The 21,097-nt window shown below is 65.7% G+C and carries 21 protein-coding genes, 1 tRNA gene and 1 pseudogene; 19 read left to right on the plus strand and 4 right to left on the minus strand.

Annotated features, from left to right (window positions below):
• Positions 1-2: 2 nt before the first annotated feature.
• The 14 genes and pseudogenes from AC3WLC_RS04955 to AC3WLC_RS05020 form a co-directional block, all read left to right on the plus strand.
• The gene (locus tag AC3WLC_RS04955) at positions 3-197 is read left to right on the plus strand and encodes a hypothetical protein (RefSeq protein ID WP_493682818.1); all 195 of its coding nucleotides are present in this window, start codon (positions 3-5) and stop codon (positions 195-197) included.
• Entirely contained in the window at positions 194-1,588 is a 1,395-nt protein-coding gene (locus AC3WLC_RS04960) for an amidase (RefSeq protein ID WP_493682819.1), read from the plus strand. The genes AC3WLC_RS04955 and AC3WLC_RS04960 overlap by 4 nt, the downstream gene beginning before the upstream one ends.
• A 341-nt stretch (positions 1,589-1,929) precedes the next feature.
• A complete protein-coding gene (locus tag AC3WLC_RS04965) occupies positions 1,930-2,208 on the plus strand; it encodes a tautomerase family protein (protein WP_493682820.1) in 279 nt (92 codons plus the stop codon).
• Positions 2,209-2,252: 44 nt separating this feature from the next.
• Positions 2,253-3,083, plus strand: a complete 831-nt coding sequence (locus tag AC3WLC_RS04970; RefSeq protein WP_493682821.1) for an MBL fold metallo-hydrolase — start codon at positions 2,253-2,255, stop codon at positions 3,081-3,083.
• 131 nt (positions 3,084-3,214) lie between these two features.
• Positions 3,215-3,979 carry an ABC transporter substrate-binding protein gene (locus AC3WLC_RS04975; protein WP_493682822.1) on the plus strand — a complete coding sequence of 255 codons (765 nt, stop codon included), beginning with the start codon at positions 3,215-3,217 and terminating at the stop codon, positions 3,977-3,979.
• 59 nt (positions 3,980-4,038) lie between these two features.
• On the plus strand, positions 4,039-4,989 hold the full coding sequence (locus tag AC3WLC_RS04980) for a Bug family tripartite tricarboxylate transporter substrate binding protein (RefSeq protein WP_493682823.1): 951 nt from the start codon (positions 4,039-4,041) through the stop codon (positions 4,987-4,989).
• Positions 4,938-6,194, plus strand: a complete 1,257-nt coding sequence (locus AC3WLC_RS04985) for an ABC transporter substrate-binding protein (protein WP_493682824.1) — start codon at positions 4,938-4,940, stop codon at positions 6,192-6,194. The genes AC3WLC_RS04980 and AC3WLC_RS04985 overlap by 52 nt, the downstream gene beginning before the upstream one ends.
• A 28-nt stretch (positions 6,195-6,222) precedes the next feature.
• Positions 6,223-6,405, plus strand: a complete 183-nt coding sequence (locus tag AC3WLC_RS04990; protein WP_493682825.1) for a hypothetical protein — start codon at positions 6,223-6,225, stop codon at positions 6,403-6,405.
• 68 nt (positions 6,406-6,473) lie between these two features.
• Positions 6,474-7,784, plus strand: coding sequence for an amidase (locus AC3WLC_RS04995; protein ID WP_493682826.1), 1,311 nt, complete (start codon positions 6,474-6,476; stop codon positions 7,782-7,784).
• 145 nt (positions 7,785-7,929) lie between these two features.
• Positions 7,930-8,811, plus strand: coding sequence for a LysR family transcriptional regulator (locus AC3WLC_RS05000; RefSeq protein WP_493683131.1), 882 nt, complete (start codon positions 7,930-7,932; stop codon positions 8,809-8,811).
• 206 nt (positions 8,812-9,017) lie between these two features.
• Positions 9,018-9,632: a nitroreductase family protein gene (locus tag AC3WLC_RS05005; RefSeq protein WP_493682827.1), complete on the plus strand. Its 615-nt coding sequence runs from the start codon at positions 9,018-9,020 to the stop codon at positions 9,630-9,632.
• On the plus strand, positions 9,629-10,510 hold the full coding sequence (locus AC3WLC_RS05010; RefSeq protein ID WP_493682828.1) for an EamA family transporter: 882 nt from the start codon (positions 9,629-9,631) through the stop codon (positions 10,508-10,510). Before AC3WLC_RS05005 ends, AC3WLC_RS05010 begins: the two co-directional genes overlap by 4 nt.
• Before the next feature lie 3 nt (positions 10,511-10,513).
• A complete protein-coding gene (locus AC3WLC_RS05015) occupies positions 10,514-11,311 on the plus strand; it encodes a dienelactone hydrolase family protein (protein WP_493682829.1) in 798 nt (265 codons plus the stop codon).
• A gap of 259 nt (positions 11,312-11,570) precedes the next feature.
• Positions 11,571-11,893: pseudogene (locus AC3WLC_RS05020) on the plus strand (HNH endonuclease); the annotation flags it as partial.
• A gap of 174 nt (positions 11,894-12,067) precedes the next feature.
• Here AC3WLC_RS05020 and AC3WLC_RS05025 read toward each other — a convergent pair.
• A tRNA-Gly gene (locus AC3WLC_RS05025) sits at positions 12,068-12,142 on the minus strand.
• Between the two features lie 374 nt (positions 12,143-12,516).
• Here AC3WLC_RS05025 and AC3WLC_RS05030 point away from each other — a divergent pair.
• The 4 genes from AC3WLC_RS05030 to AC3WLC_RS05045 all read left to right on the plus strand — a co-directional run bounded on the left by AC3WLC_RS05030 (position 12,517) and on the right by AC3WLC_RS05045 (position 16,116).
• Positions 12,517-13,044 (plus strand): prolyl-tRNA synthetase associated domain-containing protein, encoded by a 528-nt coding sequence (locus tag AC3WLC_RS05030; RefSeq protein WP_493682830.1) that lies wholly within the window; start codon positions 12,517-12,519, stop codon positions 13,042-13,044.
• 87 nt (positions 13,045-13,131) lie between these two features.
• Positions 13,132-14,031: a thioredoxin gene (gene trxA, locus AC3WLC_RS05035; protein WP_493682831.1), complete on the plus strand. Its 900-nt coding sequence runs from the start codon at positions 13,132-13,134 to the stop codon at positions 14,029-14,031.
• 16 nt (positions 14,032-14,047) lie between these two features.
• Positions 14,048-14,719 (plus strand): LON peptidase substrate-binding domain-containing protein, encoded by a 672-nt coding sequence (locus AC3WLC_RS05040; RefSeq protein ID WP_346360186.1) that lies wholly within the window; start codon positions 14,048-14,050, stop codon positions 14,717-14,719.
• The gene (locus AC3WLC_RS05045; protein WP_493682832.1) at positions 14,716-16,116 is read left to right on the plus strand and encodes an MFS transporter; all 1,401 of its coding nucleotides are present in this window, start codon (positions 14,716-14,718) and stop codon (positions 16,114-16,116) included. Before AC3WLC_RS05040 ends, AC3WLC_RS05045 begins: the two co-directional genes overlap by 4 nt.
• 184 nt (positions 16,117-16,300) lie before the next feature.
• On the opposite strand, the gene AC3WLC_RS05050 is transcribed toward AC3WLC_RS05045, so the two are convergent.
• Positions 16,301-18,694: a thiamine pyrophosphate-binding protein gene (locus AC3WLC_RS05050; protein ID WP_493682833.1), complete on the minus strand. Its 2,394-nt coding sequence runs from the start codon at positions 18,692-18,694 to the stop codon at positions 16,301-16,303.
• Positions 18,695-18,802: 108 nt separating this feature from the next.
• A complete protein-coding gene (locus AC3WLC_RS05055; protein ID WP_493682834.1) occupies positions 18,803-19,405 on the minus strand; it encodes a hypothetical protein in 603 nt (200 codons plus the stop codon).
• A gap of 173 nt (positions 19,406-19,578) precedes the next feature.
• Between AC3WLC_RS05055 and AC3WLC_RS05060 the strand changes: the two genes are divergently transcribed.
• Positions 19,579-20,061, plus strand: coding sequence for an Lrp/AsnC family transcriptional regulator (locus tag AC3WLC_RS05060; RefSeq protein ID WP_057191519.1), 483 nt, complete (start codon positions 19,579-19,581; stop codon positions 20,059-20,061).
• On the opposite strand, the gene AC3WLC_RS05065 is transcribed toward AC3WLC_RS05060, so the two are convergent.
• Positions 20,058-21,059, minus strand: coding sequence for a GlxA family transcriptional regulator (locus AC3WLC_RS05065; protein ID WP_493682835.1), 1,002 nt, complete (start codon positions 21,057-21,059; stop codon positions 20,058-20,060). The two genes, AC3WLC_RS05060 and AC3WLC_RS05065, sit on opposite strands and share 4 nt — an antisense overlap.
• Positions 21,060-21,097 lie beyond the last annotated feature (38 nt).

The raw sequence follows: 21,097 nt of genomic DNA on the forward strand, positions 1-21,097 counted from the left end.
GGATGGACGAGGAGCTTCCGCTCGAGGCCTTCGCCGCGCTGGCTGAAGCCATGGGCGTGCCGATTGCAGCAGAAGATCGCGTGACGATGCGCGAGGGATATCTCGGCCTGCGCCGGATGCTGACGCTGCTGCCGCGCGATCTCGATGTCTTCGAGGAGCCGGCCACGGTCTTTTCCGTTTGGGAGTGCTGGCGATGACAGCGCTTCATGAGCTCGCTATCGCTGAGGCGGCGACGCTACTGCGCCGCCGCGAACTGACGGCGCGCGACCTGACGCAGGCCTATCTGGCGCGCATCGCCGACGCCAATGCGACGCTCAACGCCTATGTCACCGTTACCGGAGAGACCGCCTTGGCTCAGGCCGAGGCAGCCGATCGTGCCGCCGCAACGGGCCGTTTCCTCGGGCCGTTGCATGGCATTCCGATTGCGCTCAAGGACGTCATCGCGACCGCGGGCATCCGCACCACCTGCCATTCGCGCCTGCTGCTCGACAATATTCCGAGCGAGGACGCGGTCAGCTATCGGCGGCTGCGAGAGGCCGGGGCCATCCTGCTCGGCAAGCTCGCCACGCACGAATTCGCCTTTGGCGGGCCCTCGCACGATCTGCCGTTCCCAGCGGCGCGCAATCCGCTCGCGCTCGACCATGTCACCGGCGGCTCGTCGAGCGGTTCGGGCGCGGCGCTGGCGGCAGGGCTCTGCGCCGGCTCGCTGGGCACCGATACCAGCGGCTCGATCCGCATGCCAGCCGGCCATTGCGGTGTGGTCGGCCTCAAACCGAGCTATGGACGGGTCAGCCGCCGCGGCGTCTATCCTCTCAGCTTCTCGCTCGACCATGTCGGGCCGATGGCGCGGACGGTCGGTGATTGCGCCGCGCTGCTGCAGGCGATCGCGGCGAATGACGATGGCGACCCCGGCTCGGTCGACCAACCGGTCCCAGATTTCCTCACGGCTCTCGATTGTCCGATCGCCGGCCTGCGCATTGGTATCGATCGCAGTTGGTACGAGGGGCAGGCATGCGCCGAAATGAGCGCTGCGGTCGAGACCACTCTCGCGATATTGCGCGACCAGGGCGCGGTGATCGTCGAGCTGGCGCTGCCGGATCTTTCGCTGATGAATGCGTGCGGGCGGATCATCTTGTTAAGCGAAGGCTATGCCGTGCACGCGGCGATGCTGGCGCGGCGCCCGCGCGACTACGGCGCCTTCACGCGCGACCGCATGCGGCTCGGCGGCTTCATCCCGGCGGCTGACTATGTGCAGGCGCAGCGGCTGCGGCGCAGGCTCATCGCCGAGATGGCCGCGGTCATGCGGTCCTGCGACGTGCTGGTGACCGCGAACCAGTATGGGCCGGCCGAGCGCTTCGACGAGTCGACTGAGACTTTTCCGTTTTTCGGGCGGCCCTTCCTCACCATGCCGTTCAGCGTCACCGGGCAGCCGGCCTTGACGCTGCCCTGCGGGCGAGCGGAGAACGGCTTGCCACTCGGCCTCCAGATCGTCGGCTCGCCTTTCGCGGAGGCATCGGTCCTACAGGTAGGCGCCGCGCTTGAACGCGGGCTTGCGATGTCGGTCGGGGCGGAAGCCGCCCACGCCTGATTGGTTTCCGTAAGGCGCCCAAGCCTTCCCGCCTCGACTTCCCTATTCCGGCCTCCGGCCTGGCCGTTTCTCGTCATGGTGCTGCGCGACCAGGAAATGCTTGGCCGGTTGCACGGACACGCCTCCACGACGAACTCAAGGCTTCGAACATGTGGCCGATGCCGCTGAAGACCATTGTTCTCTAACGGTGAAGAGTTTCTCTCGGATCCACCTATTGTCAGGCTGCGACCGTCAATCTACGAAATAATCAGTCAAGACAAAGAATACTCAAGGCGAGGAAGCAAATGCCAAGTATTCGGATCGAGGCCGGCGCCTGGCTGCGCGGCCGCGAGCGCGAGCTGATGCTGGCCGTGAACGAGGCGACATTCGAGCCCTTGGGCGTACGGGCCGAGCACAACGACATCGTCATCAACTGCCGCGACGAGAACACGCGTCTGATTGCGCCGGGTAAATCCGAGCGCTTCTGCCGTATCGAAATCAAGATGCTCGTCGGGCGATCCGATGATCAGAAGCGGCAATTGCGTTCCAACATCTGCCGATCACTGCAGGCGTTCGGTTTCTCCGATGACGAGGTGAAGATGATCGTCACGGATGTTCCAAAGAGCAATCTCGGACGCTGACGACAATAACCTTGCCGCGCTGCGGCGCGCCGCTGGAGTTCGCCATGCCTTCCTTTATCTGCACCGCCTGCGGAACCTCTTATCCGCTGAGCGAAAAGCCGCCGGCCGATTGCCCAATCTGCGAAGAAGAGCGGCAGCTCGTTCCGGAAGCCGGCCAGAGCTGGACGACCGCGCAAGGGCTCGCTGCTCGCCATCTGAACGCTTTCCGCGAATACGAGCCCGGCATCATCGGCATCGGCTCGCGACCTCAGTTCGGTATCGGCCAGCGCGCGCTCCTCGTCTGTACGCCTCACGGCAACGTCCTGTGGGACTGCATTTCCCTGCTCGATGCCGCGACCATCACCCTGATCAAGGGGCTCGGCGGCCTCAAGGCGATCGCGATCTCCCATCCGCATTTCTATAGCAGCATGGGCGACTGGAGCCGGGCTTTCGGCGACATCCCGATCTATCTCCACGGCGCCGACCGCAAATGGATCATGCGGCCAGAGTCGTCGATCACATTCTGGGAGGGCGATACGCAGGAAGTACTGCCTGGTGTGACGCTCGTTCGGACAGGCGGGCATTTTCCTGGGGCATCGGTCTTGCACTGGGCCGGGGGCGCCAATGGGCGCGGTGTGCTGCTGACCGCGGATACCGCGACGATCACGCTGGATCGGAAGTATTTCACGTTCATGCGCGCCTATCCCAACTTCATCCCGCTCTCGCCGCGCGAAGTCGAGGCAATCGGCGCAGCGCTCGCGCCCTATCCGTTCGATGCCGCCTACGGGCATTTCTTTGACCGGGTCATTCCGACCCAGGCGAAGCAAATCTTCGAGGCTTCGATCGAGCGCTATCTCGCGGCACTCGCGGGAACGGCGAGGGTCGACGGCGAGTAGGGCAGGGCGATCGGCTCAGTCGCGCTTCTATAAGATCGTCACCAATTTCACGTTGGCCGCGGAAAGCGCGGGCAACGGCAGGTTCCGCGCGAGCTCGGCGCTCGTGCTGATCGCTCACAGGAGGCCGTGTCGTGAGGCCAATCTCATCTGCAGTCGTCAGGCAGTTCGCGCCCACCGGTACGCTGCGTGCGGCGATCAATTTCGGCAATCCGGTGCTCGCGCAGCGGCTCGGGGCGGCCGGAACGCTGGCTGGCGTCGCCGTCGATCTCTCCTATGAGCTCGGCTACCGCCTGGGTGTGCCGGTCGAACTCGTCGCCTTCGAGGCGGCGGGCAAGGTCTTCGAAGCCGGCAGGTCCGGCATCTGGGACGTGGCGTTCTTCGGCATCGAGCCGGAGCGCGCCGCGGAGGTCGATTTTACCGCACCCTATTTGTTGATCGAAGGCACCTACATGGTGCCGGCCGCCTCACCGCTGCGAGTAGTCGAGGATGTCGACCAGCCGGGTGTTCGGATCGCGGTTGGAAGAGGCTCGGCCTACGACCTCTTCCTGACGCGGGCTCTCCGACACGCCACCATCGTCCGCGCCGCGACCGGCGGAGCACGAGCCATGATCGATCTCTTCCTGCAGGACCGGCTGGAAGCGGTTGCGGGCGTGAGACAGGCGCTGGCGGCCTATGCGGACAACGATCCGACGGTGCGGGTGATGGATGGCCGCTTCATGGAGATCCGGCAAGCCATGGGCATGCCGAAGCGCCGAACCGAAGCGATGGCCCATCTTTCCGAATTCATCGAGGAGATGAAGGCGTCCGGCTTCGTCGAGAGGGCGCTGGCCCGCAGCAACCAGCGTGGCGTGCTCATCGCGCCGCTGCGATCGGACATCGAAACGCAGGCGAGCTAATCGCCACAAAAAGGGGAAAAATGGCCATGGCGTGCAACTCTCTGACCAGGCGGCTGCTCATGAGCGCGGGTCTGGCCCTCATGGCCAATGGTTCGGCCTCGGCCCAGCCGGATTATCCGACACGCAACCTCACCATCATCGTCGCGGTGGCGCCGGGCAGCCCCACCGACCTGTTCGCCAGGTTGATCGCGGCCGAACTCCAAATGAGACTGGGAAAGCCGGTGGTGGTCGAGAACCGGCCGGGCGGTGGTCAGGTCGTCGGCGCAGGAGCAGCCGCGCGGGCAGAGCCGGACGGTTATACCCTGTTCCATGGCAATGTCAGTGGGCTGATCATCTCGCCGCAGCTGCGTCAGCCTCCGACCTACACGACGCCGAAAGACTTCAAGGCGATCACCGCGACCTTCTCCGGCCCGCAGGCGCTGATCGTCGATCCGGTCCTGCCGGTCAAGGATGCCAAGGAGCTGATCGCCTATGCCAAGGCCAATCCCGGCAAGCTCAATTACGGCTCCTATGGCATCGGTTCGCTCAACCATGTGACCACCGAGCTGTTCAAGGGCATTGCCGGCATCGACATCGTCCACATCCCCCATAGCGGCGGCAGCACACTGACGACGGCCCTGCTCGGGGGCGATGTCCAGGTGATGATCCTGGACCTCGGCAATGCAGTGCCGCTCGTCGAAGCCGGCAAGGCCCGCATCATCGCCCAGGTCGGCGACCGGCGCTCGCCACTGTTTCCCGACGTCGCGCTCCTGTCCGAGACCGTCGACCCGGCCCTCGCGGCCGATCTCTGGCTCGGCATGGTGGCGCCTGCGGGCACGCCTCCGGCGATCATCGCGAGGCTCAACAAGGAGATCACCGAGATTCTGGCGCAGCCGCTGGCCAAGTCCCGTGGCGAAGCGATGTCGCTGCCGCCGGTCCCCAGTAGTGCGCAGGATTTCGAGCGGAAGCTGGCGACCGAATGGGAGCGCTGGGGGAAGGTTCTCCGCGATCACGACATCAAGCTGAGATGAACCGCTTTGCGCAGGTGGAGATCGTTCTGCCTGTCCCAGCAGCATTTGCCGAGGGGGCGACAGTGAGACGCGCGCGATCAAAATGGCTCGGATTCGTATCGGCCGGCTTGGCGATTGCTGCCGGCACGGTGACGTCGATGTCCGCGATGGCGCAGGAACCTCCCGCGCTCGGCGCAATCACCGATCTGGATGAGAAGGCGCGTGTTCGGGAGCTCATCGAAGGCGCCCGCAAGGAAGGCGCCCTGTCCTGGATCGGGGTGCAGTTCGAGCCGAACCGGGCCGAGATCATCCTCTCCGAATTCAAGCGCCATTACGGGCTGGATAATCTTCGGGCGGGCTATGTCTACGCGCCGACTGGCGAGATCACGAACCGGATCGAGACGCTTCTCGGCGAGAAGCGCAACAGCGTCGACATCGTCTGGTCTTCGTCCTGGGCGTGGTACAAGGACCTGCTCAGGCGCGGTGAAATCCTGCGCTACGAGTCACCCCATTACAGGGACTACACCCTGTCCGAGAGGAACGGCATGTCGGAGCCCGGCTATTGGGTCTCTGATGCCTACTCCTTCTCGCCGCTCTACAATCCAGCGGCGCTGGAGCGGCGTGGGATCAAGGATTTCCGGCCGACGAGCTGGGCCGATTTCGTCGATCCGCGCCTCGCCGGCAGCACGTCGATGATCGATCCCCTCGTGTCGGCGTCAGCCGCGCCGGTCCTGGCGGGAGTCGCCAAGGCACTGGGCGACGGCTGGCTCAGCAAACTTGGCGCCAACAAGCCTGCGCTGCATGTCAGGGGAGCGCAGGGTAGGGATGCTGTCGGCTCGGGCGAGATCGCGTTGACCATGCTCGGCACGCCCGCGGATGCCATATCGCTGATTGCGCGTGGGATCGAGGTCAAGCAGGTCTTCCCAAGCGAGGGTGTCGTTCTGATCCCGTTCACGCCGATCATCCTCAAGGATGCGCCGCACCCGAACACTGCACGGCTCTTCATCGATTTCGTGCGCTCACCCCAGGGCGCGCAATCCATAGCAACGCAGGCCGGTGCGCTGCTGTTCTTTGGCCGGCCCGGGATCAAGCTGAAGCATCCCGAGCTCATGCCGGCTGCCGAAGACGTCAGGGTGATCCCGTTCGACTGGAATTCGGAAGGCTCCGACGAGGCGATCGGCCGGTTCCGTGACAAGGCGCGAGCTGCCGGCATAGGGCGGAACTAAGGGGCGAGCCGTGACACAGGATGTGATCGTGCAGATCTCCAGCGACCCGGACGAGCGCTCCGAAATCGCCCTGGCAAAGCTGCGGCGAGACTGCCCGCAGAGCTGGCAGGCGATCATTGAGCGGGTGGTGGCGCAGCGCCGATCGGCCCCGGCTGATGTCGCGGTCGACGAGGAACCGGCGATCAGCTTCGTTCCAGGCGGTCCGTGGTGACGGGCGATCTCGCCTATCTCTCGATCGCCGAGGCGGCGCGCGCGCTGCGCCAGCGGCGCTTTTCGGCCGTGGAGCTGGCGACGGCGCATCTCGAGCGCATCGTGCAGTTCAATCCCGCGATCGATGCCTTTCTCGACGTCGCTACCGACAAGGCATTGGAGGCCGCCAGGGAAGCCGATGCGGCGCTTGCCCGCGGCGAAGACCAGAGCCCGCTGCTCGGCATTCCCTACGCCGTCAAGGACAACATCGATGTCGCCGGGCTGGCGACGACCTGTCATTCCAGATTGACCAGCCGTGAGCCTGCTTCGGCGGACGCGGCCGTCGTCGCGCGAATGTCTGAGGCAGGAGCCGTCTTTCTCGGCAAGAATGCGCTGCACGAATTCGCAGTCGGCGGTCCGGCATTCGATTTGCCCTTTCCGCCGGCACGAAATCCCTGGGATCGGGACCGCCATCCCGGCGGCTCAAGCAGCGGTGGCGGGGCGGCAGTGGCCGCCGGCCTTGCGATGGCGGCGATCGGCACGGACACGGTCGGCTCGATCCGCAATCCCGCGACTTGCTGCGGCGTCGTCGGCCTGAAGCCGACATATGACCTCGTTCCGCGCGACGGGGTCTTCCCGCTGGCGTTCTCGCTCGACCATGTCGGTCCGCTCACCCGCTCGGTGGAAGACTGCGCCCTTGTCCTCGACGTCATCGCAGGGGTGTCCGGGCAGCAAAGCTATGCTTCCGAGCTGGACGACGGCAGCGCAGGACTCAGGATCGGCGTGCTCGACAGGTTCCACGAGGGCCAGCAGATCGACAGCGATGTCCTCGACGGATTCGCGCGTGCGCTGGAGGTCCTGACGGAGCTCGGTGCGGAACTGGTAGCCGTTAGCCCTCCATCCCTCGCCGAGTTCCAGGCTTGCTGCCGGGTGATCCAGCAGGCCGAATTCTACACGGTGCATCGTCGCTGGCTGGCGGAGCGACCCGCCGAGTATTGCGAGATCAGCCGGCGCAAGCTCGCCGCCGGGGCGTTCTTAGGCGCTTCGGACTATATCGTCGCCCAACAGGAGCGACGTGCCCTGATCCGGCGCTATCGCGAAGCAACGAGGGATGTCGACGCCGTCATCTCTCTCTCGTCGTTCACCCTGCCATGTCGGCTCGATGATCCCGCAGCGATTGCCGCGACCTACGAACGCCATGCACGGGCACCGTCCAATGTAACCGGTGATCCGGCCCTGTCCTTGCCGGTCGGCCTGTCGTCCAACGGATTGCCTCTCGGCGTGCAGCTTGCCGCCGCTCCCTATCGTGAGCGGACCCTGCTGCGCGTTGCACATGCCATCGAGACTGCACTCGCGCCGGTCGCGCGCCCTAAGGTATTCGCAGGATCGAGCCGGGTTTGAACAGTCGGAGTTGGTAAGCCGGATACTGATATGGCCGGATCTGCGTGGGCTTGACGTGCCGCCTGCGTGCCGCCGAGCCTAGCGACCGCGGCAGAAATTGTCGGGGCCGTCGGCGAAGGAGGTCGCGATGGATCGCTTCACAGCCATGCAGGTCTTTCGCCAGGTCGCGCAGCTCAACAGCTTCGCCGAAGCCGGGCGCCGGCTCGGGCTGTCGCCGGCTGCGGTGAGCAAGAACATCGCCGAATTGGAAGCCCATCTCGGCGCTCGCCTGATCAACCGCACTACCAGGCGCATGGCGCTGACGGAGGAGGGGCGGATCTATCTCGAGCACATCGTGCGCGGCCTGGATGCGCTGTCGGAGGCGGACCAGGCGCTCGGCTCGATCAAGGCCGAGCCGAGCGGGGTCCTGAAGGTCGGTGCGCCGATGACGGTGACGCTGATCCGGCTGTCGGCAGCACTTCCGCGCTTCCTCGCGCGTCACCCCAAGCTGGCCCTCGACGTTCACCTCGATGACCGACGGGTCAACATCATCGAGGAGGGTTTCGACCTCGTCATCCGCGCCAGCGACAATCTTGGCGACACCAGTCTCATCGCCAAGAAGCTCGCGGTCATGCCGCATGTCATCTGCGCTTCGCCGTCCTATTTCGAGGCCTTCGGCAAGCCGACAGTGCCTTCCGAGCTGGCCCAGCACAGCTGCATCCGCTTCAGTCTGTCGGGACATGCAGACTTCTGGGAATTCAGCCGAGGCGAAAGCACAGAACGCGTCGCCATCCACGCCAGGTATTCGATCTCGTCGAGCCTAGCGGTGCGCGATGCGGTCCTCGGAGGCTTCGGTCTCAGCTTGATTCCGTACCCCTACGTCGAAAACGATTTGCGGGAAGGGCGCCTGCAGCGCGCGCTTGAAGACTGGGGCACCGTCGTGACCACGCTCTACGCCATCTATCCCTCGCGCCAGCATCTCGTGCCGAAGGTGCGGGCCTTCCTGGATTTCCTCTCGGATGAATTTCGAGGCTGGTCAGCGACATGATCGAAGCTGGCGCTTCGCCTAGCGAAGCAGCGGAAGCGATGTGGGCTACAATGGCCTTCCGCACTGCTTTTGGCAGTTTTTCTTTTGGGCAGACTTCCACGCAAGCCACCATCCACCGAGAGTGAACGGTGTCTTCCTAGTTCCGCTCATTTTCTGCGTCGATCAGCTCCCTACCTCATTCGCAATCCTATGAGTGGGGCTAAGCAATGAATATCAGCGTGGTGGACCTGATCGAGCAGCGCTTTTCGGCAAGCCTGTTCGATGCCGACTATAGGCTCGCAGATGCCGACATCGAGGAGCTGACGCGCCTCGCGACCCGGGCGCCGACAGCTTACAATCTGCAGAACTGGCGGTTCATCGCGGTGCGGTCGCCGGAGGCCAAGGCTCGGCTGCGCGACGTCGCCTTCGGCCAGGCCAAAGTCTCGGATGCGGCGGTCACGTTCATCGTCTGCGGTGTGCTGCCCGATCATGTGACGCTTGCTGACAGGCTGGGCCCAAGCGTCGCGGCAGGGTACATGCCGGCCGCAATGGCGGCTGGCTGGCAGGAGAGCGTCCGCACGAAATACGCTCATCCTCAGACAGCACGGGACGAGGCCCTTCGATCAGCCACCCTCGGCGCCGCGACCCTGATGTTTGCGGCCGAGGCGTCGGGCCTGGTGTCCGGTCCGATGGTCGGCTTCGATGCCGAGGGTGTTGTGCGCGAATTCGAGCTCGCGCCGAACGAAATCCCGGTGATGCTCGTCACGATCGGCCGCGCCGCGCCCGGGAACTGGCCGCAGAAGCCGCGGCGCCCGCTCGCCGAGGTCCTGCAGATCTCATGAGCCAGCGTCCTTTCGATCTTCTGCTCACGGCGGTAGCACCCATCGTCTGGGGCACGACCTACATCGTCACCACTCAGTTCCTGCCCAATTTCTCGCCGATCACGGTGGCAATGCTGCGCGCTCTGCCGGCCGGATTGCTGCTGCTTATGATCGTGAGGGAACTGCCCCGCGGCCTATGGTGGGGCCGGGTTCTTCTGCTGGGAGCCCTGAACTTCTCGGTCTTCCTGAGCCTGCTCTTCGTCTCGGCCTACCGGTTGCCGGGCGGGGTTGCTGGTACCGTGGCCTCGATCCAGCCGCTGTTCGTGATCGTGCTGGCCAATCTCGTCCTTGCGATCCCGATCCGGCGTCTGTCGGTCGCTGCCGCTCTCATCGGGATCGCCGGCGTTGCCCTGCTGGTCCTGGCACCCAGCGCGACGCTCGATCCCGTCGGCATCCTCGCAGGCCTGACTGCAGCCGGTTCCATGGCCTGCGGAACGGTCCTCGTTCGCAAATGGCCGCCGCCCGTGTCGCTGGTGACCTTCACGGCCTGGCAGATGACGGCCGGCGGTTTGCTGCTGGTCCCGCTCTGCCTCGTCTTCGAGCCCGCCATCCCATTGCCGAGTCTTTCCAACCTTCTCGCGCTCGGCTGGCTCGGTCTGATCGGCATGGCCTTGACGTTCGTGCTCTGGCTGCGCGGGATCGCTCGCCTTGGCTCGTCCGCCGCATCATCGTTGCTCTTGCTCAGCCCTGTAACGGCTGTCCTGCTCGGCTGGCTTTTCCTCGGGCAGACGCTGACGACGCTTCAGATCGTCGGAGGTCTGCTTGTGGTCGGCAGCATCTGGCTCGGCCAGTACGCGTTCCGGAATTCTGCCGCACCGCCTCAACAGCCGAAGGGATGAGCCATGCGATTGATCCATCTTGCCTTGGCCTTGTTGGCCCTGCTGCCCGCCTCCATCGCTTCTGCCAAGATGGTCGCCAAACCCCTCGGCTGGACACTGGACGGCACCACCTTCAGGAGCATGCTCGTCTACGACGATGCCTCCAACTCCAGGCGGCCGGGCCTCGTCATGGTCCCGAATTGGTACGGGATCAGTGACATCGCCATCGAGAAGGCGAAGTCGATCGCGGGCAAGGATTACGTGATCCTGCTTGCCGATATGTATGGGCAGGCTGTGAGGCCGCTCAGCGAGGCCGAAGCGAGAGCCGCCACTGCACCACTTTATAGCGACCGCAGCCTGATGCGCCGACGCATCGGCAAGGCTTTCGCCGAACTCAAGGCAGCCGGCTCGGTGGCTCCCATCGATCCGACGCGTCTGGCCGCCATCGGCTTCTGCTTCGGCGGCAGCGCCGTGCTCGATCTGGCGCGCAGCGGTTCGGAGGTCAGAGCCGTGATCGCCTTCCATGGCGGCCTCAAGACCGATGCTCCCGACCTCGCCAAGGCGATAAAGGCACGCGTACTCGTCATCAACGGCGCAGACGATGTTGGCACGCTGCCCGATGTGCCGAGCTTCAAGGACGAAATGCGGGCGAGCAGCGCGGATTGGCAGTTCGTCGAGATGGGCGGAGCGGTGCACTGCTTCACCGAGACCGAGGCGACCAGCACGGCAGGCAATTGCCGCTACGATGCAAAGGTCGCCGATCGTGCATACGCTTTGATGCGCGGCTGGCTTCAGGAGAGCTTCGAGAACATGCGGCAGTAACCACAATCTGTACGCCTTCGCGGCGCCGCTGCCATGCGGTCACGTGCATGCCATGCTGCGCCTGCTGTGAACTAGGAAGCGGCGGCGACTACGCGCGGGCGCGTAGGAGACTTGGCCGGAGTTGCTAGGGCTGTAGCTCACCGTGATCGATGCCCAGCTTGTTAAGTGCTGCCAGCGCCGCCATCAGGATGTTTCTTCCTCGCTGAACTTCGGTGTCGTCTTGCGCCGAGATCAGCTGCAGCAAATGTTTCCGCTGCTCTGCGCAATCACAGGTCTCAAGCTGATCAATGGTGGCGGCCGGGCCGAGGTCGCTGCGGCCCACATTCGTCCCGTCGAGGCGAAGGGGCCGGACATCGTCAACAACGGCATCGCCCTGTCGGGCACAGCTCACTGGATGTTCGATCGCGGCTTGATCAGCTTGTCGGACGACCTCGACATCCTGGTCTCGCGGCGGGCCAACGATGCGGACGGGATACGCAGTTTCATCAACAGGACAGGTCGAGCACTACCGCCGCTGCGAGCCCACGACCGCCGCATCCGCATTTCCTGCAGTGGCATCGGGAAAATTGCTTCAAACAGTGAGGGTTAGCGGGAGCGGGGCGAGAGGCCCTGCGCGGCTCCAGATCGGACTTGTAACCGCGAGGTAACCACGGGCTTTCGGGGCCCTTCGGAAATGCTCTCAAAATGCTCAGGCCAGAAAAGCAAAAAGCGCCGGTAAACCCGACGCTTACGTGCTTCTCAAGCCTTGAGATTGTCTGGAGCGGGCGAAGGGATTCGAACCCTCGACCCCAACCTTGGCAAGGTTGTGCTCTACCCCTGAGCTACACCCGCATCCGAGACAGTCGCGCCGTGTTGGCGGCGCGGCCGGGTTATTGCCCCAAAGCGGCGGGAAGCGCAAGCGCCTTGTTGCAACTTTCTGATCGTCACGTGACAATCCGGCAAAACCGTTGGGAAAACCGCCTCTTTTCGAGAGATGTTTCGGCTGCGCCGGCAGCCGGATCGTCCCGGCAGGCGATGCGGCGGACGAGAATCGCCAATCGCAGGGGCGACATGCGGTCATGCACAGGCCCGCAAAAGGCGATCGCGTCCCGCCTGCGTATCGCGGTGACGAGATCGAACTGCTGCTCTCGTCCTCCGTGTCGCTTGCCTGCGCCGGCCTGCGGCCTTAGGCATCGCGCAGCGTCCCTAGTCCTTGCTGGCCGATCATGCCCACGCCGCTCTCTCCCGACGATCTCATCGCCAAGCTCGACGAGCTCGGCATCAAGACCGAGCGCATCGACCATGTCGCGGTCTTCACCGTCGCCGAATCGAAGGAACTGCGCGGCAAGGTTCCCGGGCACCACACCAAGAACCTGTTCCTGAAGGACAAGAAGGGACGGATCTTCCTGGTCTCGGCGCTGGAGAGCACGCGGATCGACCTGAAGCGGCTGCACGAGCGGCTCGGCGCCAGCGGGCGGCTCTCCTTCGGTTCCGCCGAGCTGCTGATGGAGAAGCTCGGCGTCACGCCAGGCTCGGTCACCGCCTTCGCCGTGGTCAACGATCACGCGGGCGACGTCACCATGGTGCTCGATGCCGCCCTGATGGATGGCGAGCGCCTGAATTTCCATCCGCTGGTCAACACGGCGACGCTCGGCATCTCCAGAGACGACATGCTCGCCTTCCTGCGCGCGGTCGGACACGAGCCGATGATCATTGACCTTCCGACGCCGCCGGACGATGGACAGAACGGCTGAAGCCACCCATCTATGGGGTGGCTCGCCATGGCGGGCATCCGGTTTTCCGAATTTCACGTCGACAGATTGCTAGGTGAAGGACGAGCCATGCTGGTCAATGGCGATGCGGCCCCGGCCAAGGGGACGATCAAGGACACGACGACGCAGGGCTTCCGCCAGGACGTCATCGCCGAATCGATGAACCAGCCGGTGCTGGTCGACTTCTGGGCGCCCTGGTGCGGCCCATGCAAGCAATTGACCCCGGTGATCGAGAAGGTCGTCAACGAGGCCGGCGGCAAGGTCAAGCTGGTCAAGATGAACATCGACGAGCACCCGGCGATCCCCGGCCAGCTCGGCATCCAGTCGATCCCCGCGGTGATCGCCTTCCAGCGCGGCCAGCCGGTCGACGGTTTCATGGGCGCGCAGCCGGAGAGCCAGGTGAAGGCCTTCATCGAGCGCCTGGTCGGGCCGATGGGGCCGGGGCCCGTCGAGGAGGTGCTGGCCGCGGCGGCACAGGCGCTGGAGGCGGGCGACGCCGCCGGCGCGAGCGAACTCTATGCCGAGGTGCTGGCGGCCGAGCCGGAAAACATCACGGCGATCGCCGGCATGGCGCGCCTGCATCTCGACGCCGGCGACATCGAGGGCGCCAAGGGCTTCCTGGCCATGGTGCCGGAAGCGAAGGCGCAGGATCCGGCGGTGGCTGCGGTCCGGGCCGCGGTCGATCTCGCCGAGCAGGCCGCCTCGCTCGGAGACACCGCCGAACTCGAGGCCAAGGTCACGGCCAATCCGAAAGATCATCAGGCCCGTTTCGAGCTCGCTCTGGCGCTGAACGCCCGCGACAAGCGCGAGGAGGCGGTCGATCATCTGATCGCGATCATCAAGGCCGATCGCACATGGAACGATGACGGTGCCCGCAAGCAGCTGCTGCAGTTCTTCGAGGCCTGGGGGCCGATGGACGAGCACAGCGTCGCCGGGCGGCGTAAACTGTCGGGCCTCTTGTTCTCGTGAGAAGGGGAGGGCGCGCATGGGCATGAACGCGGTCTATTCCGGGCCGGACGATTGCCCGGCCGTGATCCCGCTCTTCCCGCTCGCCGGCGCGCTGCTGCTGCCGCGCGGGCAGATGCCGCTCAACATCTTCGAGCCGCGCTATCTCGCCATGATCGATGACGCGCTGCGCACGCACCGCGTCATCGGCATGATCCAGCCCGAGCCGGAGAACGGACGGCAGGCGCAGGTGCCGCCGCTGCTCCAGGTCGGCTGCATCGGCCGGATCACCCAGTTCGCCGAGACGGGCGACGACCGCTATATCATCACCCTGACCGGCATCTCGCGCTTCCGGCTGGAGGAGGAGCTCTCGGTCACCACGCCCTATCGCCAGGGCCGGGTGTCCTATGGCGATTTCGCCGTCGACTTCGAGGCGCGTGCCGGCGAGGACGAGGTCGACCGCGCCGGGCTCATCAAGGCGCTGCGCAGCTTCGCCAAGGCGAACGAGCTCAAGATCGACTGGAAGGGCGTCAACGAGGCGCCGAACGAGGCGCTGGTCAATGCGCTCTCGATGATGTGCCCGTTCGGGCCGCGCGAGAAGCAGGCGCTATTGGAAGCGCCCAGCCTGAAGAGCCGGGCCGAGGTGCTGGTCGCGATTACCGAGATCGAGCTGGCGCGCGGCGGCTCCGACCCGGACACGACGCTGCAGTGACGGCCACTTCCCTGCCTGCCGCCGGCGACCGGCCCACCACCTATCCGCCGCGGCGCTCTGTCGTCGCCTGGATCTTCTTCGACTGGGCGGCGCAGCCCTTCTTCACCCTCGTCACCACCTTCGTCTTCGCGCCCTTCTTCGCCTCGGCGCTGGCGAGCGATCCGGCCGAAGGCCAAGCGCTCTGGGGCTATGCGACGGGCCTTGCCGGGCTCGCCATCGCGCTGCTCTCGCCGCTGCTGGGCGGCATCGCCGACCGGACCGGACCGCGCAAGCCATGGATCGCCGTGTTCGGCGCGATGCTCGTCGCGGGTTCGGCGATGCTCTGGTACGCCAAGCCGGGATCGCCCTGGGCGGTGCCGATCGCGCTCTGCGGCTTCGTCATCGGCACGATCGGGGCCGAGTTCGCGACGATCTTCAACAATGCGATGATGACGCGGCTGGTGCCGCCGGAGCGGCTCGGGCGGCTCTCCGGCACCGGTTGGGCGGTCGGCTATCTCGGCGGGCTGATCTCGCTGGCATTGACGCTCGGCTTCCTCGCTGCCGATCCGCAGACCGGGAAGACCCTGGCGGGCCTGTCGCCGCTGTTCGGGCTCGATGCGGCTGCGCGCGAGGGCGACCGCTTTTCGGGGCCGCTGACGGCGCTCTGGTTTGTGATCTTCGTCACCCCGATGTTCCTGCTGACGCCGGATTCGCCACGGACGGGTATCCCGCTCAAGGAGGCGGCGGCCGGCGGCTTCTCGCATCTCAAGGCGACGATCGCCGAACTGCCCTCGCTGCCCGGGCTCGGCCGCTTCCTGCTCGCCAACATGATCTATCAGGACGGGCTGGTCGCGCTCTTCGCCTTCGGCGGCATCTACGGCGCCGGGGTCTTCGGCTGGCAGACGATCGAGCTCGGCGTCTTCGGCATTCTGCTCACCATCACCGGCACGCTCGGGGCCTGGGCCGGCGGCAAGCTCGACGATGCGATCGGCGGCAAGCCGGTGATCCTCGGCGCCATCGCCTGCCTGCTCTTCGCCTGCATCGGCATCCTCTCGCTCGGGCCGGGACAGGTCGCCTTTTTCATCGAGGCGGCGCCGGCAGTGCCGGGCGACGGCCTCTTCGCCTCGCTGCCGGAGAAGGTCTATCTCGGCCTCGGCTTGCTGATCGGCCTCGTCGCCGGGCCGTTGCAGGCGTCCTCGCGCAGCCTGCTCGCCCGCATCGCGCCGCCGGCACGGATCGGCGAGTTCTTCGGCCTGTTCGCGCTGGCGGGAAAGGTGACGTCCTTCATGGGGCCGACGCTGGTCGCGCTGGCGACGAGCCTGTTCGCTAGCCAGCGTGCGGGCCTGGCGGTGCTGATCGGCTTCTTCCTGACCGGGGCGTGGCTGATTGCGGGCGTGAAGGCGAAGCGGGGCGGCTGATTCAAGGCACGGGGAACCCTCTCCTGGAAGGAGAGGGTAGGGTGAGGTGTAGGCCGCCCGACCAGTTCCGCGAGCGCTCACCGCGAGGTTGAGTTCAGGTCAACGATTCCGCTCCAAACACCTCACCCCTACCCCTCTCCTTCCAGGAGAGGGGATCCCGCGCCTTTCCAGCTCAGCCGACGCCCTACGGCAGAGCTTTCAGATACCGCACCGGCCGGCCCGGCGCCGCGGCGTTCGCCGCGTGGACGATCGCGTTCGCGTCGATGCCGAAATGGCGGTAGAGGTCGGCGACCGTGCCGGTCTGGCCGAAATGCTCGACGCCGAGCGCCTTCTGCCTGTGGCCATGGACGCTGCCGAGCCAGGCCAAAGTCGCCGGATGCCCGTCCAGAACCGAGACGATGCCGCAATCGCGCGAGAGCTCGCCGAGCAGGCGCTCGACATGGCTCGTCGCGGCATGGTTGCCGCGCTGGCGTGCCCGCTCGGCCGCCTGCCAGCCGGCATTGAGCCGGTCGGCCGAGGTGATCGCGAGCAGCCCGACATCACGGCGATCCTCGCCGAGCAGGCCGACGGCCTCGATTGCTTCGGGTGCGACGGCGCCGGTATAGGCGATGACGACGGAGGCGTTCGGGCCGGGTTTCCTCAGCCAATAGGCGCCGTCGATGATGTCGCGTTCCAGCTCCGGCGTCATGGCGCGCTTGGGCTGCTCGACCTGGCGAGTCGAGAGACGCAGATAGACCGAGCCGCCGGTCTCGTCGCGCAGCCAGGTGCGCTCGTCCGGATCGCCCTCGCCATCCTTCTGCAGGTATTCGAACGACCAGCGCATCATCACGGCGAGCTCGTCGACGAAGGCCGGCTCGAAGGCGCAGAGCCCGTCCTGGCTCATGCCGATCAGGGGCGTCGCAATCGACTGGTGCGCCCCGCCCTCGGGCGCCAGCGTGACGCCAGCCGGCGTCGCAACAACCATGAAGCGGGCGTCCTGGTAGCAGGCATAGTTCAGCGCATCGAGACCGCGCGAGATGAAGGGATCGTAGAGCGTGCCGATCGGGATCAGCCGCTCGCCGAAGATCGAATGCGACAGGCCGAGCGCCGAGAGGTTGATGAACAGGTTCATCTCGGCGATGCCCAGCTCGATATGCTGGCCCTTCGGCGAGAACTCCCATTTCTGCATCGAGGGGATGCGCTCGTCCTTGAAGGTGTCGGCCATCGAGGCCCGCGCGAACAGGCCGCGCCGGTTGACCCAGGGGCCGAGATTGGTCGAGACGGTGACGTCGGGCGCCGTGGTGACGATGCGGTCGGCGAGCGGGCCGCCGAGCTTGGCGAGCTCGTCGAGCACCTTGCCGAAGCCCATCTGCGTCGACATCGTCGCCTGGATGCCGGCCTCGAGCTTGGCCGGAACCGGCAAAGCAGGGGCGGAATGGCGCCGGCGTCCCTTGGCGAAGAACGGCACCTTGTCGAGGAAGGCGCGGATGTCCTTCTCCGGCAGCGTCAGCCCCTCGAACAGGTCCCATTCATGGCCGGAGCGGACCTTGTTGGCGGCCTTGAAGCCTTCCATCTGCTCCTTGGTCATCAGGCCGGCATGGTTGTCCTTGTGGCCGGCGAGCGGCAGGCCGAAGCCCTTGACGGTATAGGCGAGGAAGCAGACTGGCCGGTCATGCCTGATGCCCTCGAAGGCTTCGAGCAGCGAGGGCAGATCGTGGCCGCCGAGGTTGCACATCAGCGCCGAGAGCTCGGCGTCGGAGCGCTTCTCGATCAGCTTGGTGACCGGGCCCTGATCGCCCAGATCGTCCATCAGGCGCTTGCGCCAGGCGGCACCGCCCTGGAATGTCAGGGCCGAATAGAGCTGGTTTGGGCAGGAATCGATCCAGGCCTTCAGGCGCTCGCCGCCCTTCTCCTTGAACGCCGCCTGCTGGAGCGAGCCGTATTTCAGGGTGACGACGTCCCAGCCGAAGGCGCGGAACATCTGCTCGATCCGGTCGTAGAGGCCTTCGCGGACGACGGCGTCGAGCGACTGGCGGTTATAGTCGATCACCCACCAGGTGTTGCGCACGCCGTGCTTCCAGCCCTCCATCAGGGCTTCGAAGATGTTGCCCTCGTCGAGCTCGGCGTCGCCGATCAGCGCGACCATGCGCCCTTCCGGCGTGTCGCTGCCCCAGCCATGCGCCTTCACATAGTCCTGGACCAGGGAGGAGAAGAGCGTCTGGGCGACGCCGAGGCCGACCGAGCCGGTCGAGAAATCGACGTCGTCGATGTCCTTGGTGCGCGAGGGATAGCTCTGCGCGCCCTTGTAGCCGCGGAAATTCTCGAGCTTCTCCTGCGTCTGCAGGCCCATCAGATAGTTGATGGCGTGGAAGATCGGCGAGGCGTGCGGCTTCACCGCCACCCGGTCCTGCGGCTTCAGCGCGGCCATGTAGAGCGCCGTCATGATCGTCGCCAGCGAGGCCGACGAGGCCTGATGGCCGCCGACCTTCATCCCGTCCTCGTTGGCGCGGATGTGGTTGGCGTTGTGGATCGTCCACGAAGCCAGCCAGAGGATCTTCTTCTCAAGCTCGGCGAGGATGGGCAGACGGGGATCGGACATGATTGGCCTCCAGCGCGAGCCATCATGCATGGTTCGCTTGGCGAAGGCAGCTAAAGATCAGCTCCAAGACACCTTGATTTGGCGGAAACCACCAAGATCGCCGGGAATTTATTGTGGTGGCTGCTGTGGCAGCAGCCAGTTCCGGAAGTCCTCGGCGAAATTATTGGTCAGCCGATCGATCGGGGCGGCGAGAAAGGCCGCGTCGACGAGCGTGCCGCCGATGCCTTCGCCGGCGCGTGCGATCGACCGCTGCCCGGGATGGGACAGGATCGGCACGCCGGTCTTCGCGTCGGTGATCGTCACGCTGGCGGTCATCTCATGCGGACCGCCGACCAGGATGCGCTGAATGACGGAGGTCACACGGAGCTCGCGCAGGGTCACGATAACCTTGACCGGCCGCTGGCCGGCGAGCACCGGCTTGAGCTGCTGCTGGAGCGCGGCAACAATCTTGTCCGAGGCGGCCTTGGCGATGAAGGCGCGCGCTTCCGGCGTCTTCGACAGCTCTTCCGAATCCTGCTCCGGCAGACCCTTGCTGCGGGCATAGGCACGGTCGCCATCGCCCCACCAGAGTGTTGCCGCCGGATCGACCTCGACCGCCACCGCCGTGAGATGAAGCGCCTCGACCTGTGGCGGCGAAAGCGGGTTCGGGACGCTGACGCAGCCGGAGAGAGCGGCTGCCAGAAGGCAGAGCGAAAGCAGGCGATTGAGCATGTCGGGATCCAGACGGCGAGAGCCCGAGTTGACCTGAGTCGCGCGCGTTCGCCAGCGCTCGCCAATGCTGAAGGTCTAGCAAAACTGCAACCGTGACGTGAATATCACAATCATTGCCCGGCTCTTCCGCTCTTGGCGGTTTCCGCTAAGTTCGTGGCATCAGGCGAGGGAAAATGCCAGAGTTCAAGCTCGACGATATCGATCGCCGCATCGTCCAGGCCTTGCAGGCGGACGGGCGCATCAGTGTGCAGGAGCTCGCCGGCAAGGTCGGGCTCTCGCCCAGCCCCTGTGCCAGGCGGGTGCGCCTGCTGGAAGAGGCCGGGATCATCGAGGGCTACGTCGCCATCGTGAACCAGGAGAAGCTCGGCCTGCCCGTCTCGGTCTTCGCCTCGATCAAGCTGGAGCGCCAGCGCGAGGAGGAACTCGACCGCTTCGCCGCGGCGGTCTCGCGCTGGCCCGAGGTCGCCGACTGCTATCTGATGACCGGCCAGCGCGACTACCTCCTGCGCATCATCGTCAGCGATCTCGCCGCCTATGAGCGCTTCCTCAAGGACAAGCTGACGCGGCTCGACAATGTCGCCTCGATCGAATCGAGCTTCGCGCTCGGGCGGGTGAAGCGCTCCTATTCGGTACCGGTGGAGCTGGGGCGGGGCTAGCCGGTTCGCGCGTTGCCGAAGCGCGTCCGGTACTCGCCCGGCGCGACGCCGTAGCGACGCAGGAAGGCGCGGCGCAGGCGCTCGTCATCGCCGAAGCCGGCACGGACCGCGATCTGCTGGATGCCGATGTCGGTTTCTTCGAGCATGTCGCGGGCGAGATCGAGCCTGACGGCCTCGACCGCCTTGGCTGGGCTCATGCCGGTCTCCTGCGCATAGACCCTGGCGAAATGGCGCGGGCTCATCGCCATGATGCGGGCGAGCTCGGGCACGGAAAGGTCGCCGGCGGCATGCTCGCGTATATGGGCGTGCAGGGTCTCGAAACGACCCGCTGCATCGCGCGACTGGCGCTGCAATTCGCCGCTGAACTGAGCCTGGCCGCCGGGGCGCTTGAGGTAGAGCACGAGGTCGCGCGCCAGATCGAGCGCCGCCTTGCGTCCCATGTCCTCCTCGACCATGGCGAGCGCCATGTCGATGCCGGTGGAGACGCCGGCCGATGTCCAGATCCGGCCATTGCTGACGAAGATCGCGTCCGGTCTCACAGTGGTTGCCGGATGGGCCACGCCGAGCCGGCCAGTGTATTGCCAATGCGTCGTCGCCTCGCAGCCATCGAGCAGGCCGGCGGCGGCGAGTATGAAGGCGCCGAGGCAGATCGAGCCGAGCCGGCGGGTCTTGCCGCTCTGCTCGCGCAGGAAGGTGAGCAGTGCAGCCGAGCCGGCAGCCTCCAGCGCCGAGCGGCCGCCCGAGACCAGCAGCGTGTCGATCGGCCGCGCCGCGGCTTCCTTGAGCGAGACGCTCGGCAGCGGCACGCCGGCATCGGTCTCGACTGGGCCGCCATGCTCGGAGGCGAGAGTGATCTCGTAGACGGTGCTGCCATCGGCACGCTTAGCGTCATAGAAGACCTGCAAGGGTCCGGTGACGTCGAGCAGCTTGGTGCGCGGGAAGAGCAGGATGACGACGCGGATCGGCGTCGCGGCAGCCATGGCAGGAAACGAGGTCATCTTGTCATTTATGACATCGCCGCCTCGTGGCATCCAGT

It is taken from the genome of Allobosea sp. GW821-FHT03A12, from assembly GCF_058986765.1.

What these genes read in the sequence shown, in the direction of transcription:
- AC3WLC_RS04955 (WP_493682818.1), top strand. Translation starts at nt 3, where the DNA reads ATGGACGAGGAGCTTCCGCTCGAGGCCTTCGCCGCGCTGGCTGAAGCC.
- AC3WLC_RS04960 (WP_493682819.1), top strand. Translation starts at nt 194, where the DNA reads ATGACAGCGCTTCATGAGCTCGCTATCGCTGAGGCGGCGACGCTACTG.
- AC3WLC_RS04965 (WP_493682820.1), top strand. Translation starts at nt 1,930, where the DNA reads ATGCTGGCCGTGAACGAGGCGACATTCGAGCCCTTGGGCGTACGGGCC.
- AC3WLC_RS04970 (WP_493682821.1), top strand. Translation starts at nt 2,253, where the DNA reads ATGCCTTCCTTTATCTGCACCGCCTGCGGAACCTCTTATCCGCTGAGC.
- AC3WLC_RS04980 (WP_493682823.1), top strand. Translation starts at nt 4,039, where the DNA reads ATGAGCGCGGGTCTGGCCCTCATGGCCAATGGTTCGGCCTCGGCCCAG.
- AC3WLC_RS04985 (WP_493682824.1), top strand. Translation starts at nt 4,938, where the DNA reads ATGGGAGCGCTGGGGGAAGGTTCTCCGCGATCACGACATCAAGCTGAG.
- AC3WLC_RS05000 (WP_493683131.1), top strand. Translation starts at nt 7,930, where the DNA reads ATGCAGGTCTTTCGCCAGGTCGCGCAGCTCAACAGCTTCGCCGAAGCC.
- AC3WLC_RS05005 (WP_493682827.1), top strand. Translation starts at nt 9,018, where the DNA reads ATGAATATCAGCGTGGTGGACCTGATCGAGCAGCGCTTTTCGGCAAGC.
- AC3WLC_RS05010 (WP_493682828.1), top strand. Translation starts at nt 9,629, where the DNA reads ATGAGCCAGCGTCCTTTCGATCTTCTGCTCACGGCGGTAGCACCCATC.
- AC3WLC_RS05015 (WP_493682829.1), top strand. Translation starts at nt 10,514, where the DNA reads ATGCGATTGATCCATCTTGCCTTGGCCTTGTTGGCCCTGCTGCCCGCC.
- AC3WLC_RS05030 (WP_493682830.1), top strand. Translation starts at nt 12,517, where the DNA reads ATGCCCACGCCGCTCTCTCCCGACGATCTCATCGCCAAGCTCGACGAG.
- trxA (WP_493682831.1), top strand. Translation starts at nt 13,132, where the DNA reads ATGCTGGTCAATGGCGATGCGGCCCCGGCCAAGGGGACGATCAAGGAC.
- AC3WLC_RS05040 (WP_346360186.1), top strand. Translation starts at nt 14,048, where the DNA reads ATGGGCATGAACGCGGTCTATTCCGGGCCGGACGATTGCCCGGCCGTG.
- AC3WLC_RS05050 (WP_493682833.1), bottom strand. Translation starts at nt 18,694, where the DNA reads ATGTCCGATCCCCGTCTGCCCATCCTCGCCGAGCTTGAGAAGAAGATC.
- AC3WLC_RS05055 (WP_493682834.1), bottom strand. Translation starts at nt 19,405, where the DNA reads ATGCTCAATCGCCTGCTTTCGCTCTGCCTTCTGGCAGCCGCTCTCTCC.
- AC3WLC_RS05060 (WP_057191519.1), top strand. Translation starts at nt 19,579, where the DNA reads ATGCCAGAGTTCAAGCTCGACGATATCGATCGCCGCATCGTCCAGGCC.
- AC3WLC_RS05065 (WP_493682835.1), bottom strand. Translation starts at nt 21,059, where the DNA reads ATGACCTCGTTTCCTGCCATGGCTGCCGCGACGCCGATCCGCGTCGTC.